General features: G+C 39.7%; 3 protein-coding genes. 1 reads left to right on the forward strand and 2 read right to left on the reverse strand.

Annotation, left to right across the window (positions count from 1 at the left end; genetic code table 11):
* A partial coding sequence (locus ACKI5B_RS06285) for a LacI family DNA-binding transcriptional regulator (protein ID WP_407426923.1) occupies positions 1-1,796 on the reverse strand: 1,796 nt, incomplete at its 3' end.
* A 137-nt stretch (positions 1,797-1,933) separates the two neighbouring features.
* On the opposite strand from ACKI5B_RS06285, the gene ACKI5B_RS06290 reads away from it, so the two are divergent.
* Positions 1,934-3,496: a tagaturonate reductase gene (locus ACKI5B_RS06290; protein ID WP_407426925.1), complete on the forward strand. Its 1,563-nt coding sequence runs from the start codon at positions 1,934-1,936 to the stop codon at positions 3,494-3,496.
* Positions 3,497-3,921: 425 nt separating this feature from the next.
* Here the strand turns inward: ACKI5B_RS06290 and ACKI5B_RS06295 are convergent.
* On the reverse strand, positions 3,922-4,119 hold a 198-nt coding region (locus ACKI5B_RS06295; RefSeq protein WP_407426927.1), incomplete at its 5' end, for an ABC transporter C-terminal domain-containing protein.

Below are 4,119 nucleotides of genomic sequence, written 5' to 3' on the forward strand. Positions count from 1 at the left end.
TCTTTTTCAAGAATACCTTTTTCAACATTAGCTTCCATTTGCTTAAGCTTGGCAGAAATGTCTTTTAAAGGATCACACAAATCACTACCGACATTTGCAAAAAATTCTGTTTTTGCAAATTCAGCCTGTTCTGCAATCCGTTTTGCTTCATTCGTGCTTTCAAAGAGGAAGATATTCTGTAATGCACTGCTTAAAGAAGAACGCAGATCTTCATAGATAATTCCATGACAGCCTGAATAATTACAGATTACATATCCGTAAGAATGATCTTCAACAAATAACGGCTGTACAATAAAAACACCTTTATCAAAATCTGCAGAAAACCTGTCAGGAACAAGTTCACCACGAGGGAATTTTACTTCCTCATTTCTGACTTCACCGGCAGAATTAAATCCTGCTATATAATTTGAGTAAGTTTCATCTTCATGAAGAACAATCGCTAAAGTGTTTATTCCGATTTTTTTCAGATGGTTATGCAGAATTCCAATTAATTTATTTCTCTCAAAGACCGAAAGCATATCGTTTTTAAGAGAACTGATAACGCCATTTATTCTTTCGGATTTATACTGCTGTTCGATTAAAACTCGTTCCTGAACTCTTGGAATAAGAATAGAAACATGCCGTATGATTTTTTCGATATATTCCTGAGAAAGACAGGTAATATTTCTGAAAAGAGCAATAATTGAAAACAGTTTAATTAATTCACCGTCATTCTGGAAATATGCAGTTAAACGCTGTGTAAGCAGTTCATAAAATTTTGCACGCTCATTTTCAAACAGAACATCAATCATTGGTGCAAGATTTGCTTCTGCAGAATCTAATCTTAAAATTTTACAGATTTCTTCGTTAAACTGCTCTTTTGTACGGATTTTGATTTTTGATTCCATTGAATAAAGTGCTTTTGTATGAATACAGCCGCAGCTTTCACGAATCACAGGATAAGCAGGAAGATTTATGTCAGATACACCCAGCATTCCCTGTAGCATGCTGGAAATTGACTCATAAGCACCGACACCAAGTTCAGCGTGCGGCATATGAACAGTAGAGAAGGAAGGAATTGAAATTCTGCTCTCTTCAGTATCATTAAAACCGCCGACAAGAAAATCTTTTGGAATTCTAAAACCTTTCTGCTTAAAATAATTTGTGGCAGCAAAAGTCATTAAATCACTTGCTGAAACAAGCGCTTCAAAATCACGGCCTGGAACAAGAGAGCGTTCTTCAAAAAGCTGTGCAGCTCCCTTTTCACCGTCATACCAGCTCAATGGGCTAGAAATAAGTTTTTCTGATTCAGAAGAATAAAGTCCTGCTTCTACAAGAGCATCTTTATATCCGCGGAAACGGTTTTCTGCAGAAGTATGAGTTTCCGGTCCACGAAGGAATGCAATCTTTTTTACGCCATGAACTTTAATAAAATGCTGGACAAGCTCTTTCATGCCGATATAAGCATCAAACTCAGCACAAGGATGACCCGAAACTTTCTGACCGATTGTTACAAAAGGAATTGACTGAAACTGCCCGTGGAATTCTTCGATTTCCTTAACAGACACAGAACCACTGATACTTGATGCCCAGCTGATTAATCCATCGATATTTGAAGAATTTACGAGTTTATATATGTCATTACGAAGGTTTTCATCACCTGTCTTTTTTTCAAGTTTGCCGCCGGGAAATACAAAAAAAGCACCTGAATCCCTTTCGGCACGGGCAGCAAGTTTATGCCAGAGCTTTAAAGCAGAACCTGCATGTATTGTTGCCAGAATAAAACCTATTCGATGTCTCTCACGAGAAATTTCCATTTTTCCATTTTATAATGATGTCGTTTTTTTTACAAGTTATTTAGCTTTTTTACAAATATTTTTTTACTGACATAATCATTAATAAATGTTATGATAGAACAAATTTTCTTTTTATGAACTTTTGGAGGTTCAAAACTATGGCTCTTAAGTCAATTAAAGACGTTGTTAAAACTGTAAAACGCCCAGAGAAAATCATGCAGTTCGGTGAAGGCGGATTCCTTCGCGCATTCGTTGACTGGCAGATTGATATTGTAAACGAAAAAACTGATTTCAACGGCAACATCGTTATCGTTCAGCCGCTCGAAAAAGGTATGATTGATGCAATGAACGCACAGGATAACCTTTACACAACAGTTCTCCGCGGTATGAAAGACGGAAAACCAACCGTTGAGACACGTGCAATCAACTCAGTAAGCAGATCTATCAACCCGTACACAAACTACGACGACTACATCGCACTGGCTTCAAGCCCGGATCTGCGCTTTGTTGTTTCTAACACAACAGAAGCTGGTATCCGCTTCGATACAGAAATTGACGGAGTTCCTGTAACTCTCGACCAGAAACCACAGAAAAACTTCCCTGCAAAAGTTACAGCTTTCCTCTACAAGAGATTTCAGGCTTTCAAGGGCGACACATCAAAAGGTCTTATCCTTATTCCTTGTGAGCTTTCTGACCAGGCAGGTCTCAACCTCCGCATCAACATTCTCCGCTATGCAGAAATGTGGCAGCTCGGACCGGACTTCATCAACTGGTTTGATGAGGCTTGTGACGTTTGTTCATGCTTGGTCGACCGCATTGTTCCGGGATATTTCCCGCTTCTTGCAAAAGAAGAAAACGGCAAAACTCAGGCAGAAAACCTCTGCGAAAAACTCGGCTACGAAGACAAACTCCTCGACTCAGCTGAACTTTTCCACTTCTGGGTTATCGAATCTAAAAAATCACACGAAGATGAACTCCCGCTCGTTAAGGCAGGCTTGTCTGTTAAGTGGGTTCAGAACATGGACTACTACCACACACGCAAAGTCCGCATTTTGAACGGAGCACACACATCTTCAGTTCTCGCAGCCTTCCTTGCAGGTTCAAACTACGTTCAGGACATCGTTTGTTCAGAAAAAGTTGGTTCAGGTTTCAACACACCGAACGCTGACGCACAGAAGTTCATGCACGACATCATCTTCAACGAAATCGTTCCATCAATCGACGGTGACCAGGAAGACCTTAAAAAATACGCTCAGGATGTATGGACCCGCTTCCAGAACCCGTTCAACCCGCACCGCCTGATTGAAATTTCTTTGAACTCAGTTGCAAAATACTGGACACGCTGTCTTCCTTCAGTACTCCAGAGCATCAAAAAGAACGGCTCGGTTCCAAAGCTTCTCGGCTTCTCAATCGCTGCCCTTATCGCATTCTACAACGGTACAGAAATCAAGACAGACGAAAAGGGTGCTAAATACCTTGAATCTAAACGTGACGACGGCGTATACCCGAACAAGGACACAATGCCTGTTCTCGAATTCTTTGCTGCACTCAACAAAGAGACAAAAGATGCAAAAGTTATTGCAAACAAAGTTCTCTCAAATGTTGACTTCTGGAAAGAAGACCTCACAAAGGTTTCAGGCCTCGAGCTTGCCGTTGCAGGACACCTTGCTGACATTCAGTCTAAGGGAATGAAAGCAGCTCTTGCTGAGATTGTAAAATAAGATACTTCGAGTAGGCAAAAGCCGAAAGAAAATGACCAACTTTAAGCCCGTCCATTGCGACGGGTTTTTTTTGTGGAGAGATGATGGATAAACTTGTTGCCTCTCATAGTCCGTAATGTGTCCAAAACCCTGTTTTTCGTTTTCAATACATTGAGGCTCGGTTATATTACGAATTTTTTCTTCATATTCTGTTTTGAGACTGTTGATTTTAGAGATTATTTTATCCCGCTCCTCATTATTTTATTGTATTCAATCGGCTTTTTTAGATTCCCACCGCTCACAATAACCTGAGAAAATGCCTTCATGCCAGAAAACAGGCAAAAAACAGCGATAAAAGAGACCAATAATTTTTTCTCCACCGTTATTTGCCTCATCCTCTAAAAGTTTTTCTGCATTTGCTATAGCTTCTTTTTATTCTGACTTTTTTATCCTAGTTCTGCCAGCTCTTCCCAACGTGCATAATCTGCGTTCAGTTTTTCTTCAACGGCTTTATATTCTTCGCCTGCTTTTTGAACGACAGAAAAATCAGAAGAAGTCATCTGAGCTTCGAGCTCAGTTTTCTTTTCCTCAAGTTCCATTATTTCAACTTCAAGATTTTCAAATTCTTTCTGCTCTTTGAAAGT

This window comes from Treponema sp., assembly GCF_045657965.1.
GTDB lineage: Bacteria > Spirochaetota > Spirochaetia > Treponematales > Treponemataceae > Treponema_D.

Excerpts from the sequence above, each read along its gene's own strand:
- ACKI5B_RS06290 (WP_407426925.1), top strand. The coding sequence starts at position 1,934 with ATGGCTCTTAAGTCAATTAAAGACGTTGTTAAAACTGTAAAACGCCCA.